The organism is Pseudoalteromonas tunicata (genome assembly GCF_002310815.1).
GTDB lineage: Bacteria > Pseudomonadota > Gammaproteobacteria > Enterobacterales > Alteromonadaceae > Pseudoalteromonas > Pseudoalteromonas tunicata.
Window position 1 is genome coordinate 3,909,534 of the sequence record NZ_CP011032.1, and the last position, 14,795, is coordinate 3,924,328.

At 41.5% G+C, this 14,795-nt stretch carries 10 protein-coding genes; 3 read left to right on the forward strand and 7 right to left on the reverse strand.

Annotated elements, in window-relative coordinates:
- Positions 1 to 8: 8 nt before the first annotated feature.
- The gene (locus PTUN_RS17680) at positions 9 to 1,265 is read right to left on the reverse strand and encodes an efflux RND transporter periplasmic adaptor subunit (protein ID WP_009838961.1); all 1,257 of its coding nucleotides are present in this window, start codon (positions 1,263 to 1,265) and stop codon (positions 9 to 11) included.
- Between the two features lie 241 nt (positions 1,266 to 1,506).
- On the opposite strand from PTUN_RS17680, the gene PTUN_RS17685 reads away from it, so the two are divergent.
- Both PTUN_RS17685 and PTUN_RS17690 read left to right on the forward strand, forming a co-directional pair.
- Positions 1,507 to 2,925: a sigma-54-dependent transcriptional regulator gene (locus PTUN_RS17685; RefSeq protein ID WP_009838960.1), complete on the forward strand. Its 1,419-nt coding sequence runs from the start codon at positions 1,507 to 1,509 to the stop codon at positions 2,923 to 2,925.
- A gap of 1 nt (position 2,926) precedes the next feature.
- Positions 2,927 to 4,258, forward strand: coding sequence for a sensor histidine kinase (locus tag PTUN_RS17690; RefSeq protein WP_040643985.1), 1,332 nt, complete (start codon positions 2,927 to 2,929; stop codon positions 4,256 to 4,258).
- An 87-nt stretch (positions 4,259 to 4,345) separates the two neighbouring features.
- Here PTUN_RS17690 and PTUN_RS17695 read toward each other — a convergent pair whose 3' ends face one another.
- Both PTUN_RS17695 and PTUN_RS17700 read right to left on the reverse strand, forming a co-directional pair.
- Entirely contained in the window at positions 4,346 to 5,437 is a 1,092-nt protein-coding gene (locus PTUN_RS17695; RefSeq protein ID WP_009838958.1) for a hypothetical protein, read from the reverse strand.
- Positions 5,438 to 5,777: 340 nt separating this feature from the next.
- Positions 5,778 to 7,055 carry an acyltransferase family protein gene (locus tag PTUN_RS17700; RefSeq protein ID WP_232285016.1) on the reverse strand — a complete coding sequence of 426 codons (1,278 nt, stop codon included), beginning with the start codon at positions 7,053 to 7,055 and terminating at the stop codon, positions 5,778 to 5,780.
- A gap of 193 nt (positions 7,056 to 7,248) precedes the next feature.
- On the opposite strand from PTUN_RS17700, the gene PTUN_RS17705 reads away from it, so the two are divergent.
- A complete protein-coding gene (locus tag PTUN_RS17705; protein ID WP_009838956.1) occupies positions 7,249 to 8,112 on the forward strand; it encodes a LytR/AlgR family response regulator transcription factor in 864 nt (287 codons plus the stop codon).
- A 149-nt stretch (positions 8,113 to 8,261) separates the two neighbouring features.
- Here PTUN_RS17705 and PTUN_RS17710 read toward each other — a convergent pair whose 3' ends face one another.
- From PTUN_RS17710 to PTUN_RS17725, 4 genes are read right to left on the reverse strand one after another with little or no spacing between them, the layout of a single operon-like run.
- Positions 8,262 to 10,679 carry a GNAT family N-acetyltransferase gene (locus PTUN_RS17710; RefSeq protein ID WP_009838955.1) on the reverse strand — a complete coding sequence of 806 codons (2,418 nt, stop codon included), beginning with the start codon at positions 10,677 to 10,679 and terminating at the stop codon, positions 8,262 to 8,264.
- Between the two features lie 39 nt (positions 10,680 to 10,718).
- Complete coding sequence (locus tag PTUN_RS17715) at positions 10,719 to 11,897, reverse strand: MFS transporter (RefSeq protein ID WP_009838954.1); 1,179 nt, start codon at positions 11,895 to 11,897, stop codon at positions 10,719 to 10,721.
- Positions 11,894 to 13,204: a lysine N(6)-hydroxylase/L-ornithine N(5)-oxygenase family protein gene (locus PTUN_RS17720; protein ID WP_009838953.1), complete on the reverse strand. Its 1,311-nt coding sequence runs from the start codon at positions 13,202 to 13,204 to the stop codon at positions 11,894 to 11,896. The genes PTUN_RS17715 and PTUN_RS17720 overlap by 4 nt, the downstream gene beginning before the upstream one ends.
- Complete coding sequence (locus PTUN_RS17725) at positions 13,197 to 14,780, reverse strand: pyridoxal phosphate-dependent decarboxylase family protein (protein WP_119081515.1); 1,584 nt, start codon at positions 14,778 to 14,780, stop codon at positions 13,197 to 13,199. The genes PTUN_RS17720 and PTUN_RS17725 overlap by 8 nt, the downstream gene beginning before the upstream one ends.
- Positions 14,781 to 14,795 lie beyond the last annotated feature (15 nt).

Sequence of the window (14,795 nt, forward strand, 5' to 3'; positions counted from 1 at the left end):
ATATTCAATTAATTAATCTTGAGTTGGTCAGCTTTATCAAAGTTGCTGTAGCTGGAGGTGACCACTTTATCGCCCACTTGTAATCCTGCTAATACTTCAAAATAATCTTGATTCTTTTTGCCCAAGCGAATATCACGGCGCACCGCTTTATCGCTGCCTTGCTCCAGCACATACGCCCAGTTACCGCCAGAATTGGTAAAAAATGCACCACGGCTAAGCAGTAAGGCGTTGTTTTTGTTATCACCTAGCATCAATTCAACATCAATGCTTTGCCCGCGTTTTACGCCTTTTGTATTGGTCGGTAAATCAACCTCTATTTGAAATTGTGACTGCTGCACCCGGCTATCAATTTTGCTCACTTTAGCCTCAACAATGCTGCCTTCAAGTTCCACCATTACGGCCATATCTCGTTGCACTTGGTTGAGGTAAAACTCATCTAAACGCACCACAAGTTTGTATTCATTCGGAATATCAATTTGGCCAAGGCGCGCACCACGGTTTTTTGATTCGCCAATTTCAACATCCAGCTCACTTAAATAGCCCGCCACGGGCGCTTTAACCAATAAGTTGTCGAGGTTATCACGAGCAAATTGCAGGTTTTTTTCTAGCATTTTGGCGCTGTCGGCAAGCTGCGCCACTTGAACTTCTCGAATCGAATTTTCTTGTTTTTGCCGCTCAAGCGTCAGCTCTTTACGGGCTTGGTAATAACTTAAATCTTGCTTGAGCGCATCAAGCGTATCTTGCGCCACTACCCCTTTGCTGACCAAAGGCTCAGTTTGTTTTAACTTGCGCGATAAATGGCTAATTTGTAAGTCAATTTCCAACAAGTCACGGCGCAAGTTTAAACGGTTAGTTTCCATATTCATTTGCGTATTGCGTAAAAAGTTAAGTTGCTCAGTAACTTGCGCTTCGCGGCTCATCACATCTAACTGTAATGAAGTATTACTTAATCGTACTAACGGTTGACCTTGTTCAACGTATTCGCCTTGCTCAACCAAGCGCTCTTCAACTTGGCCACCCGCAATGCTGTCGAGGTAAATACTGGTTTTTGGAACCACTTGGCCGCGCAAACTCAGTGCGTCTTTAAACGCCCCTTGTTTAACGGTGCTAATGGTTAAACTGGTTAAGGCAATATTTTGACTACGGCCTGAATTATCGTTATTCACAAAGCCATACGCGGCGGCGGCAACGGTGAGTGCCAATGCTGCCACTGCAAATTTTTTAACGTATTTTTGTGTTGTGCTACGTTCAATTTTCTTATCCATGATGCCACCTGCTTGATACTGTGTGTTGCTAATTACTCATACAATTACCCATAGATAGTACAATTGCCGTGCCAGTTTTTATTTTTAATAAATAACAATAGGTTAAGCTTTATTTTGAATTTACCAATTTATTAAAATGTCCATTAATGAACACTTTAAATTTTCTAATCGTCCATTTATGGACACTTGATATGATTTTGAGGTAGGCTAAAAACACCATAACAAAGGTACATACACATTCATGAAACAGGCTGGTTCCATTTTAATTGTTGATGACAATCCCGATATTCTGATCGCGGCGCGTTTACTGCTTAAGCAACACTATCAAAGCGTTAAAACCACCGATAACCCCTTTGATATTGAAGGATTGATCAACGAACATAAAACCAGTGATCAGCCTATCGATGTGATTTTACTCGACATGAATTTCAGCCAAGATGCCATTAGTGGCCAAGAAGGCTTTTATTGGCTGAAAAAAATCATCGCCCAAGATCCAAGCATTGTGGTACTGCTGATGACCGCCTACAGCGATATTCAGCTCGCCGTTGATGCCATCAAAGCGGGCGCGTCGGATTTTATTGCCAAACCGTGGCAAAACGACCAATTATTAGCCGCAGTGGCCGCCGCTTTTTCACACGCAAAAGATAAACAACAAGTCGGCCAACTGACTAGGCAAACCCAAGGACTCAGCCAAGCACTAAATCAATCAGTGGGTAGTCAGCAATTTTCATTTTTAGGGCAAAGCGCCGCGATGAAAGAGGTTTTTCAAACTATTGAAAAAGCAGCACAAACAGACGCTAACATTTTAATTACGGGCGAAAGTGGCACCGGTAAAGAACTGACTGCTCACGCCATTCACCAAGCCAGCCAGCGCCGCGATAAAACCTTTATTAGTCTCGACATGGGCGCAGTAGCGCACAGCTTGTTTGAAAGCGAGCTATTCGGCCATAAAAAAGGCGCCTTTACCGACGCCAAAACCGACCGCATGGGTAAATTTGAATTGGCGCAAAATGGCAGTTTATTTTTAGATGAGCTGGGTAATTTACCCCTAGAGCAACAAGCTAAACTATTGGCAGCATTGCAAAATCGCCAAGTGACTCCCGTTGGCGGCAGTAAAGCCATTAACGTCGATATTCGTTTAATTTGCGCCACCAACGACAATTTACAACAAGCCGTTAGCGAAGGGCGCTTTCGGCAAGATTTACTGTATCGCATTAATACCGTTGAAATTCGCCTGCCACCACTGCGAGAGCGCAGCGAAGATATTCCGCTCCTGGCCGAATACTATCTCACCCATTTTGCGCAAAAGTACAAACGCAGCCTCAGTATTAACCCAAATGATATGCACGCGTTATGCGCTTATTCTTGGCCGGGTAATGTGCGCGAACTCGCCCATGCTATTGAGCGCGCAGTGATTTTAACCGAAGGTGAGCTGCTCGATATTCGCACTGTGGTGGGCAGCCAAATTCCTTTGGCAGCAGCCGAAACACCTTCAACCCTTGAGCCATTAAGTTACGATACGTTTGATTTAGAAGTGCTCGAACAACGCGCCGTGCGCGCTGCACTCAAACACTACCAAGGAAATGTCAGCCATGCCGCCAAAGCGCTTGGCCTAACCCGTGGTGCACTGTATCGCCGCCTTGAAAAGTATGGGCTTTAATATGCGCGCTTACCTACCCCTTGGCGGCGTGATTGCAGCCCTGCTTATTTTATCAGGCGCAAGCACCACCCTTGCCTTGCAACAAGGATTTTCGGCCACTTTACTGCTGCTAATTCTCATTATCTTGCTGTTGGTCGCTCACTTGTTTAGCTTGTTTAAACGCCAACAAAAACAAGCCGAAATGGTGATAAGAGCCCTCGCCAATGGCGACAGCACCCTAGGCCTTGGCCAACATCACCCGATGCGCCAACAATTTGATGAAGTTAAAAGCCACATGCAAAGTGCACGCTTTAATGCCGAGCAACAAGCGCAATTTTTACAAGCCTTGCTCATTCATGTCGATTTAGCGGTGTTAGTATGTGATAACGAAGGTGCGGTGATTGAATCCAACCCTGCGGTGAGTAAATTACTCGGCAAATCTGTGAAGCAGCTAACCGATTTAGGGGCCATTGGCGAGCTGATTTTAACGACAGAGCGTAACCTGCGCACCACTTGCTCATGGCAACATGGTGAACAACAAGACACCCTTTCGGTGCAACTGAGCATTGCAACCATTCAAGGTAAAACCCGCCGCGTGGTCAGCTTGCAGTCGATTCACGACCAACTGCAACACAAAGAACAACAAGCCTATAAACGACTTACCAAAGTACTGACCCACGAAATTGCCAACTCCATTACCCCGCTGTCGTCACTGGCCAATACCTGCACCGCGCTATTACCAAACGAGCTGTGCTTTAGCGACGTCGAAGACAAACAAGACCTGCAACTGGCACTCAACACGTTAGCTTCACGTACTCAGCATTTAGGCGAATTTATCACCCGCTTTCGCCAAATTAGCAGCCTACCAAAAGCTAATTTAACCCCGGTACAACTAGGCGATTTGCTTGAACGCATTATTACCCTTTTTCAACAGCAAGCTCAGGCACAACACACCACCTTAGCCCTAGAAATCCAAAGCCCACAGCTGGTGTTACTCGACAGCAGCCAAATTGAGCAAGTCTTAATTAATTTAGTGAAAAACGCCCTAGAAGTACTGGCACAACAATACAAAAACCACAACACCCACTGTGCAGCCGAGCCAGCAAAACCCGCCAGCATCACCCTCACTCTCGGCCAAAACAGCGCGCAGCAAGTGTATATCGACGTCGCCGACACAGGCCCCGGCATTGCCGAGCATGTGGTCGACATGATTTTTGTGCCGTTTTTTACTACCAAACAACAAGGCTCCGGCATTGGCCTAAGCCTAAGTAGACAAATAATGCTCAACCACGGCGGTGACTTAGTGTATTTAGCCAAAGCCCAAGGCGCCTGCTTCCGGTGTGTATTTGGGTGATAGGGATAATATTATATTTCTTATATCATGAGACTAAAAAATTGAATAAAGCGACCAACCTAGGCCGCTTTATTCATTGAAACGAGATCAGCATGCTCTAACAACATAAAATGTTTGTTTATTACATGACCATGGGGTACAGCCATGCGTAGTGACAAGTGCAGCCTCAATACATCCTCCAGTATTCCCTGAACCAGAGCCAGGATTACTACCACCTATAGCCCCTAAAGGAGTTGAAGATTCTGTGATACTCTCAATGTACTGCACCATGCATTCACTAATTGGCTCATTTCGAAAGTCATTGCGCGGTAAAAACCAAGATGTAAGTGAGCGCCCATCAATCAAACTAGCATCTTTATCAATAAAAAATACAAGCTCCAGCTCTTTCTCTCCATTTTCGTTATGAATACCGCGGTAGCTCACTTCAAAAATAAATTTATTATAGTCATCCCACTTATTTCTTATATATATCTTCTGTGTATTGTGCTCCATTGAGATACTCAACCCTAAAGCACCTGCACCAAACTGGATCCCGCCACCAGTTAAATTAGTAGACGTTGTATATTCCTTCCAAGATTGACCATTCATATTACTTAAAAGCTCTCTAGACATCTTTTTATATAGTACATCTTGAGCCCTAGCTGATTTTAGTGACGCTGCAGGGTGATTTTGGCAATTACTATCGACTTGACTTTGTAATCCCAGATTACTCATAAACCTTTCAAAATCATAACTTTCTTTCGGGCTCTGATTTAATGAATAGCTACCACTAAGTGTTGTATTTGATATATTTTCGCGGAATTCTTGATCAACGTCATAAAAGCGAGATAACAAAGTATGCTCAGCTGAACTTAAAGCGATTATCTCTACTCTTATGATCTTTTCAAGATGGCCATTTGGAATGCTTTTTACTTGGTACTTTTTTGCATTCTTAGAAATAGGATTAGCAACAATAAGAGTCACCGATGTAGTAAAGCACTCCTGTTCATCAACCCCAGGAATACTTCCTGGATCATTATTAAAATAACACTGCAACGGTTTTGCTTTTGAACGAGCCAATACATCCATACTTTGTAATGAACATTCATCACATGAGTACACCTTAATATTTTCACTTGACTCAGCGTTGAATCCAAAAAAAATATAAAGTGATAAAACGGTTAAAATAAAACTTTTCATATTTAATCCTTTAAAGAAAATCAAATTGATACTACCTTACAAAAAAAAATCAATTATAGGTACAAAATAAATTTGTATTGAGCCCTTCATTAAAAGATTGCTCACTTTGCAATTGAAAATAATCAAACAGAGATAGAAAAAATCATCCCATTACTATTGCAACATTACCCTGAAGGGCAAGCATCCTTAAAAGAAATCAAACAATACTTATTTCAAGAAGGCCTCTCAACAGCAGCTAAAAGAATCAAAATTTAACACTTGCTGGCCTACTAAGCCTTCGCGATATAAAGCTGCCAAGGCTTAGGCTAAAAACCTGTAATCTCAACTAACAAGTAAAAAACTAAGTCAGCAACTCCACTACCAGCGGGCTAATTAGTAGCAATCCTATCCAACTTACTACTCGCCGTTGCTTTGCGCTGTATTCTTGGCGTGGTTTGATGCCAAACAATGGGCAAAGAATGTCGCGGCGGCGCATTATTTCGTAAAACAGCCAACAACTCATGAAGGTCACGCTGATAATAACGACAGGCTCCCATAGTGGGCCGAGTTGTAAAGGCGTGAGCCAAAATGCCAAGCCGATAATCATGCTTTGGTGTAAGATATAAAATGGAAAAACCGCGCCATTGAGTTTACTCAACATTGGGTGATCGCGATTCAAAAAACGTTGTGCCAAAGCCAACATCAACATGACACCAAGTAAACGCTGTACGGTGTAGAGCATATCCATGCTGGTAGTTTGCCATTGACTCGCTTTGGGATCTTGCCAAATAAAATGATATCCCAATACGACCAACACGTAACCCAAAACAAACATCACCAGTAACGCACGCCAATGGCGCTGTAATTGGCTATAAAACCCAGACTGCCAAGCCAATAAGTAGCCATAAAGTAAAAACAAGGCGCCCATTGGATAGCGAAAGGTCTCGCTTGGCCAGTTCAGTTTCAGCACACACAGCGGCAACAGTAATACTATGAAAATAATAAGTGGCGACAGCTCACACAAGCGAGCTATTAAAGCCTGTACTTTAGAAAAATGTAGTAATGGTAAAATCAACACCAACAATAAGGTAAATTGCCACAGTGAGCGCAAATACCAAAGATGATTCACATCAACATGCGGCCAAATACCGGCTTGGTTGTTTGCAAAAATAGGATGCGATAAATCAAAAAAAGCCTGATAAAACCGCCAAAAACCGAGGTTTAAGCCACTTTTTTGCGACATTTCGGCATACAGCTGCACCGGCACGACCAACCAAACTCCTACCAACAACGGTAATAATATCTGTATGCTACGACTGATTATAAAGTGGCTAAAACTCAAACGCGCCACAATAAAACGCAGCGCCGCACCCGAGATAAACCAAATCAGCGCCATTCGCCACGGCGATAGCAATAACATAGCATTTTCAACACATTGGCTTAAGTATTGGCTTTTAAAATGAAAACCCCAATTTTGGCTATACAACATGCCGCTGTGATAAAAAATCAACAAACCAAAAGCGAGCACTCGTAACCAATCAAGATCATAGCGTCTTGTTGGGGGTGTGGCTGTTTGACTAAACACCTGCTGCCAAGTCGATAATAGAAATTGAAACCCACTTTTCAAATTTTTGAACATGACCAACATCCGTTCTCTGTAAAAATTAGACGCTTGATACTGGCGTAAACAATTTTAATACCTAGCATAAAAGGCCGATAAAACAATCAGTAGGGATAAACGGTGGCTAGCAGGGACAGATAACTTGGCCAAAATGGCTGAGGTTGTTATGCTGCTATTTATTGCCTCTCTTTGAGTGACGACGTTGTAAGTTATGCGCACATTAAACAGCAATCAGTTACACCATTTTCAGCACTATCAAGCTTGGTATGTCACGGCTTTATTAGCTTTTTATATTTTGATCAACAATAGCATTAACGCGACATCACTGGTTATGGAAGCGCAGCGTGATGGCGCCTTGCCCTTTATGTTGTGGGAGCCCTTTGTGTGGGAATATTCGAGCGCTATGGGCACCTTGCTGCTCTTTCCTGCCTTACTGTATTTATTAAAACACCAGCCTTTTAACTGGCAAGCTGTTGGGCGCTCCTTGGCGACCTATTTTGCCGCCTCAGTACTTTACTGCTTGTTGCACGTTGCCATTATGGTCGGGCTGCGTAAGCTAATTTATGGGCTACAAGGGCGCGGTTATGACTTTGGCTTAAGTTGGTTTGAACTGGTGTATGAATACCGAAAAGATCTTTGGGCATTTTTGTTTTTTATCGTGATGATCAAGGCTTTCAGCTACCTATTTGCCCAAATTATTGGCGAAGCCTCCACCTTAGCCAACAATGAAGACGACCCTATTCCAACCCAATTCGACCGCTTTTTAGTTAAAAAACTCGGCAAAGAATTTATTGTTAAAGTAAGCGACATTGATTGGCTTGAATCATCAGGCAACTATGTTAATTTGCACAGTGGTGAGCGCATTTACCCACTGCGCGCGACCCTCACCCAACTGAGTAAGCAACTTGAAGCACAAGGGTTTTGTCGCATTCATCGCAGCCATGCAGTCAAACTCGATGCCATAGAATCCATAACCCCACTGCCGAGCGGCGACAGTGAAATCACATTGCATAGCGGTAAAAAACTCAACCTCTCAAGGCGCTATAAAGAGCAATTTAAATTACAGTTTGCTTAAATATACTTTACCAAGCCAGATTAAAGATCCCCCATTTTGAAACCATTACAGAGCAACTTACGACTCTTTGCTTGAGCAAGGTAATATGGCAAAAGCCAATCCTAAAATCAGCACGCCCTAATTTGGCGTGCTGATTAGTTCTGTTAGCATCACGCTGATGGATAAACTAACGGATGTATTTCCATCGTTTTAAAACTCGCTATCGGATTTTTCAGCATCCCTTCAAGCTTTAAGTTTTTGGCAGGATCAGCCAAATCAATCATTTGCTTATTATTACTGAGCTGCAATCGATTTAAGCAAGATAAGGCAAACTCATCAGCAAATAAATTATACTGCTCAAACTTTGCTTGTAATTCAGGGTGAGTATGCTGATAAAGCAAAATTGATTGTGCGACTTGTCGCCAAAACTGTTGCTGCGAATAACCCGCTTGCTGATCAAGGATATTAGCCATAAAACGAAAAAAACAATCAAAGACATCGGTTAAGATATACAATATTTTCAAATCATCTTTCATATCAACTCTGATGCGATCTATTGATTGAGCTAATACCGCATCTTTATCAAGTAATGCGACTTCTTCGGCAATATCTTTCATGATCGCACGCACTGGAACATTGTTTTCAAGCACCATAATGACATTTTCACCATGTGGCATAAACACCACATTATGTGCATAGAAACAGTGCAACAATGGGTCTAGATAACATTTTAAATAACAAGCCATCCACTGTTCAATACTAATATCTGCCGCCTTAATAAGCTCTGGTAAAAGTGCATTTCCTTGTTTATCAACATGAAGAAAGGATGCCATTGTCATTAGTCGTTGGTTTGCTTTTAACTCAATTAACGGATTATCTCGCCACAATGCAGATAACATTTTGCGATAAGGGCTTTGCAACTCAGTAGCAGCTTCTAGGCGATCATTATGATAGCCAATCGCAGCAACCTCACGCAGGATACTAAAACCAGACTCAGCAAAATAAAGGTCTTGTTTCACTAATCGAGCAATCCAGTCATTGATAGCGGGTGTTGCCTTCATATAATAAGGAGACAAACCTCGCATAAATCCCATATTTAAAATCGATAAAGCCAGTTTGACATAATGCTTATTTGGCTCGCTTTTATTAAACAACGTCCTAATCGATTGTTGTGCTTGGTATTGATCTGCTCCATACCCTAAGCACACCAAATCATGCAGGGCCATATCAGGTGCAAACAATGCGGCTAATTTATTAAACCATTGCCAAGGATGAACTGGAAAAAAACGATATTGAGCCGGATTAAGTCCTCTATCTTTAAGCTTATTTTCAAATAGTTGTATTAGATCATGCCCAAGCTCTTGCTCCATCAACGTTGCATAATCTAAATCAGACGTGGTCGAAAAAACGATTTTATCTTCATGTGCAGCCAACCAAACTAAACGAATTGGCGCACCCACTTCGGGGGCGAAATTGTGATAGTCAAGAGCACTAAAACCGATACGGCCATTGTTAGCGATAAAACATGGATGCCCTTCGGTCATTGCCCGCTCAACCTGTTGAAAATTAGCCTGGGTCAGCTGCGCAGAAGTTAATGAAGGTTGGCTTAACTTATAAGCGCTACTCGACAATGTGCTGGCAACTTCTTCAAGGTAGGTGGGTAACATTGCAGGGCTGATGCCAAGACTCTCCCGCAACTCGCTAATAAAATGCATTGCATCTAATTCTGCTGGTAAATCATTGCGTTGCTTAACTATTGATGCCTCATCAATTTGCCAATGATTAAGCTCAAGTAATTTGGCTTTAAAGCGATAAAGCACATCAACATAATCAGTTTTTAGTTCAAAAAAAAGCCATTCATGTTCTTCATTGGTTAATGTTGGTTTAATTAACCGCTCATGAGCAAACTCACTTAATGCTTTACAGATCAGGGCTCGATTCACCCGCTGCCAAGTCTCTAATTGTAAATGCTCTACGGCCTTTTCTGGGCTTAAGTCTTGAGATAGCATAATGTGATTTCCCTGTTGAACCGCTCGCATAAACTGAGCACGATCGCACCATGCCAAATCCGCAAATTTATGACCTAAATTGATGACTTTCTGGTAACAAAAACCAGCTTTCTTATTTAATACATGGATTTTTTTGTTGCGCACATCAGGCTCAACCACCACTCTTTTATTGCATGGATTTTCAAACAAGAAGTGCATCACCGTTTTAAATACTTCCCATGTAAAACCCGCAATTTTATGCATTGGTTGCGCGATTAAGAGGTGCATGCCAACATCCCCAGCTTGCACCTCATAATGCTCAGCAATTGCATCATTTTTAGGGTCGTAAACCTCTATCAGAAAACAGGGATGTTCAGCAAATGTGCCGACGAATACTGCTGTTTTCTGACAAGTTTTTAGATATTCTTCATAAACTTGGGTTTGGCTAAGCCCTTGCATTGCCCAGTATTGAGTATGCGACTGAGTGACCCATTGATGTAACAACTCTAAATCTTTTTCTAATTCAATAGCTCGGATACTAAAAGCACCCAAATGTGTATCATGCTGAAACAGCGTAAATTGTGTTGATTGATTGATCATTAGAGATCCTTTTATTGTCAGTAATTACGTAGCTGTTACTTAAAGTTCATTAATTGGCTGCTCAATTGTGCTCTGCAAATTGGGCTTTTTTTCGAACCAAAAAACTAAAAAAAGGGTAATCCCTAAACCTAAGCTCGCCATCCAAAATGGCATCACCAACCCGTGCCAACTCACTAACAAACCAGCCGTAAAAGAAGAAATAAGCACTCCTAAGTTTTGAAAAAAATGTACCTTGCTGTAATCACTGGCATAAGAATCTGGACTACTAATTTGATAAAGGATTAAATCTAACCGTACCATGATGATAAATATGGCTAAACCAAATAAGCAGCGACCAGTAATAAAAAGCAAAGCAATTGATGATGCCTGCAATAACATACCGCTCAGCGCTAACAACAACGCCGCAAACAGCCGATAATCTTGCTGTGTTGTGCGATAGTTTTTCCATAACATAATCAGTGCCATTAAGGCTGGTAACGCGTAAATAACGCCAGCGATTACATCACCACCAAAGTCCACCAGCGTATGCCAATAGGCAGCAAAAAAAGGCCTAATCAAATAGACACTAAAATAAAAGCTCATCATCAATAGTGCTAAAAATATCACCTTACTCTTATTACGTTTGGCTTTAGAGCTTTCAGACTCTTTTTTATCCACAGCAGTTTTAGGGGCGATATTAATTAAACATAAACACACTAGCATCTGTATAAAATCACCGAGCGCCATTAGCAAAAATACATTTTTAGCCTCTGTAAACTCTAAAATGCTACCACCAACAACTGCCCCTATAATCACACCAAAATGCGCAACTACTGTTAATAACCCAATGGTATGGGTGTATTTGCTTTTATCTTCGAAGCTCATTAAGTAAGGATAAACCAGCAAATAACTGGCTTTAAAAGCGATCATAGTTAATGAAAAAACCCAGAAGCTAAGCAATTCCTCATTCCAATAACAGGCAATACTCAAGCTTGCTGCTGCAAATTGCGTCCCAACCAATAAGGGTAAAACAGCTATTTTTTTTGCTACTTGCGCCCAAAATGGAAAGAAAAACATCACAACTATGCCAATTGAGGCAACATATAAACCAACGTATTTAGGATCTGAAACAGCAAACTCAGATGAAAAAAATTGAGGATAAAAGGGCATTAACATTGAATCGCAAATCACTGCAAACAAAGTAAGCACCACTAACGAATATTTAAATGAATGACTCATGCGCGGAACAACTCTATTTCTGTGGCCAGTTCACAGCCCGGCGCAGCAAATTGCTGAAAAGCTATTTGACGCTCAACCAAATAATGTTCATGGCCTGTTATTGCTCGTAATAAACATGCATTACGATAACAAGCCATACCTAAATCTGGGGTCGCAAAACCGTGAGTATGGTGCTCAGCATTTTGAATAAAAATCCGCTTATGCGCTTTATCTATACTGTAATTGCGTGCCACTTGGAATTGCCCTTGCTCATCACGATCGATAAGACTTTCAATGCCACTGAGAAAGCCCGGTTGCACTGACTTATACCCTGTTGCAAAGACGATCCCTTCACTGCGCATTAAAAAGTCATGGTTTTGCTCAGTGTGTTGAAATTCCATCTCAAACTGCTGACCAACATGATGATATTTAATTGCGTTTAATCTGCTATTTGTATGTAAATTAACATCAAGCTCGTAACTTAATTTTTTACGATAAAGGCAATCAAAAATATTGTTAATCAATTCACTATTAATTCCTTTATACAAATTATGTTGGCGGCGATTAAGCTTTTGGCGCTTGTCACTTGGTAATTGATAGAAATAATCAACATATTCTGGCGAAGTCATTTCTAAGGTTAATTTGGAATATTCAAGCGGGTAGAATCTGGGTGATCGGGTTACCCAATTGAGTTGATAACGATGCAAATCGATATCCTGAAGCAAATCATAAAAAATTTCTGCGGCACTTTGACCGCTACCAATAATACTGATGGAGTTGTTTTTTTGTAACGCAACTTTATGTTCAAGGTACTGACTTGAATGAATCACACTGCCAGTTAAACCCTCTGCACATTTAGGGACTTGGGGAGTAGGCCCTGTACCAATCACCAAATGTTTAGCAAAATAATTTCCTTGCGATGTTTGTACAATAAAGTGATCGGCTGCAACATCAAACTCAACATGTTGAACATTACAATTAAATCTTACATTGGCTAATTGCTCCGTTGCCCATTGGCAATACTGGTTATATTCTTGTCGTAATAAAAAGAAACTTTCGCGAATATAAAATGAATACAGCCGACCCTGTTGCTTTATATAATTCAAAAAACTATAAGGACTCGTTGGGTCGGCCATCGTTACTAAATCAGACATAAAAGGTGTCTGTAAAGTAGCATCAGGAAGCATCATGCCAGGGTGCCAATCAAAACCAGTTTGCTTATCTAAAAACAAACTAGTTACATCTTTCAAAGGCGCAGACATACACGCCAAACTTAAGTTAAATGGCCCAATGCCAATGCCAATAAAGTCATAAATACAATCACGCATGCTCTATCTCCAGTGCAGCAATGGCACTTCCTTGCAACTGAGAACTCAACGCTTGGTTCAAAAATTGTTCGCCATATTGTTTAATAAGCATCAAGACCTGCTGCACATCCTTAATCTGTGTCGTGCAATTTAAAAAAGTGAATTTTAGGTATTGATGCCCTTCAATTTTTGTCGCTGCGATCAGTGCCTGCCCTTGGCGGGAAAGTTGAGTGCGAATAAAGCGGTTTGTCTCATCAACTAGCTTGAGATTTGGGTTATTTTTAGGTAAGTATCGAAAAACTAAAGTACTTAATTGTGGAAAGTGAACGACCTCAATTTCAGAATCAGAGCTTAATAATGAATAAGCTTGCTGAGCTAGATGCATCACCTGCTCTAACGCCAACCCTAAACTATTAGCACCGACCGTTCTTAAAGACAGCCATAACTTTAGCGCGTCAAAGCGACGTGTGGTTTGGATACTTTTATTACATAAATCAGGCACTCCAGCTTGCTGCTGACTTAACGGATTTAAATATTCAGCATGATAAGTCACAACTGATAAATGCTTTTTCTGCTTAACAAAAAAAGCACTACAGCTCACCGGTTGAAAAAAAGATTTATGGTAGTCAATGGTCACTGAGTCAGCTTGTTCAATTCCAGCTAATTTATGATGATAGTGGGGTGTAATTAATAATCCGCCACCATAAGCCGCGTCAACATGAAACCAAGCACCATATTGCTTGGCTAACCCTGCGATGCAACCAAGGGGATCGATACTGCCAAAGTCTGTGGTCCCTGCTGTTGCCACCACCGCCATGGGGATATCACCCGCCTGATGACAATACTCAAGGGCTTGCGCTAATTTGACCGCATCCATCCTGAAGTACGGATCACAAGGTACGCTCACCACCGCGTCATAACCTAAGCCTAAAATAGCCGCCGCTTTTTGAATGCTAAAATGACTTACTTGTGAGGTAAATATTTTTAAACGATGGAAGTCTTTTGCTAAACCTTGCTGTTTATTGCTACTCCCAAAATATTGCTGACATTGGTAATCGCGGGCAAGCAACATAGCCATCAAATTTGATTGTGTTCCGCCACTGGTAAAAACACCGTCTGCAGCATCACCCAAACCAATTTTTGCCACCGTCCAATCAATTAAGCTTTGCTCAATAAATGTTGCCCCGCCACTTTGATCCCACGTTTCAACTGCGGTATTAATCGATGTTGCAAGTAGATCCGCCAAAATTGCTTGATATGTAATCGGGCAATTTAAATGCGCTAAATATTTAGGCTGATGAAAATACACTGCATCTTTTAAATATAAATCAGATATCTCTGTGAGTGCGTCATCGAGATTATCTAAAGGCTTATCAAGATCAACGCCTTGAAATGAAACAGCTAATTCATGAGGTAAAATACCGCTGAAGGGCTGTTGATTATCTTTCATATTTGTTGACAACAGCTCAACAACTTTTTTAATCCCCATCTGAAACAGCGCAAGATTTTTATCGTTGAACAGAGAACTAACCATCGTGGATTGGGAAGGACGGTGCAACTGAGTTTGAGTCGATTGCAATACATTGAACTGAACCATAAGCCTGACCACCTT

Bases quoted from the DNA above. Each gene is read 5' to 3' on its own strand.
- PTUN_RS17680 (WP_009838961.1), bottom strand. From the start codon at position 1,265: ATGGATAAGAAAATTGAACGTAGCACAACACAAAAATACGTTAAAAAA.
- PTUN_RS17685 (WP_009838960.1), top strand. From the start codon at position 1,507: ATGAAACAGGCTGGTTCCATTTTAATTGTTGATGACAATCCCGATATT.
- PTUN_RS17690 (WP_040643985.1), top strand. From the start codon at position 2,927: ATGCGCGCTTACCTACCCCTTGGCGGCGTGATTGCAGCCCTGCTTATT.
- PTUN_RS17695 (WP_009838958.1), bottom strand. From the start codon at position 5,437: ATGAAAAGTTTTATTTTAACCGTTTTATCACTTTATATTTTTTTTGGA.
- PTUN_RS17700 (WP_232285016.1), bottom strand. From the start codon at position 7,055: ATGTTCAAAAATTTGAAAAGTGGGTTTCAATTTCTATTATCGACTTGG.
- PTUN_RS17705 (WP_009838956.1), top strand. From the start codon at position 7,249: ATGCGCACATTAAACAGCAATCAGTTACACCATTTTCAGCACTATCAA.
- PTUN_RS17710 (WP_009838955.1), bottom strand. From the start codon at position 10,679: ATGATCAATCAATCAACACAATTTACGCTGTTTCAGCATGATACACAT.
- PTUN_RS17715 (WP_009838954.1), bottom strand. From the start codon at position 11,897: ATGAGTCATTCATTTAAATATTCGTTAGTGGTGCTTACTTTGTTTGCA.
- PTUN_RS17720 (WP_009838953.1), bottom strand. From the start codon at position 13,204: ATGCGTGATTGTATTTATGACTTTATTGGCATTGGCATTGGGCCATTT.
- PTUN_RS17725 (WP_119081515.1), bottom strand. From the start codon at position 14,780: ATGGTTCAGTTCAATGTATTGCAATCGACTCAAACTCAGTTGCACCGT.